The following is a 265-nucleotide window of genomic DNA, read 5'->3' as shown; positions in this document are numbered from 1 at the left end:
ACATGGCTGCCGGCCGGCTGGACGACGAAATGGTATTTTACCGCCTGGGCCGAATTCCAGCTCAGCGACGTCCTGATCGTGACGTTCCAGATCGTCTTCACGGTTGTCGCGCTCTCCGGCCTGCTCGGCGTCACGGCGGCCTATGCGCTGGCGCGGCGCGAGTTTCCCGGCAAGAAGCTCATCATGCTGCTGTTCCTCCTGCCGCTGCTGGTGCCGCCGATCACCTTCGGCATTCCGCTGGCCACGGTTCTCTATCAGGCGGGGG

General features: G+C 64.5%; 1 pseudogene. It reads left to right on the top strand.

Annotation, left to right across the window (positions count from 1 at the left end):
- Positions 1-265, top strand: a pseudogene (locus Ga0451573_RS19285) (carbohydrate ABC transporter permease); the annotation flags it as partial.

The organism is Phosphitispora fastidiosa (genome assembly GCF_019008365.1).
Taxonomy (GTDB): Bacteria; Bacillota; Thermincolia; order Thermincolales; family UBA2595; genus Phosphitispora; species Phosphitispora fastidiosa.
This window is presented reverse-complemented; position numbering and strand designations above follow the sequence as displayed.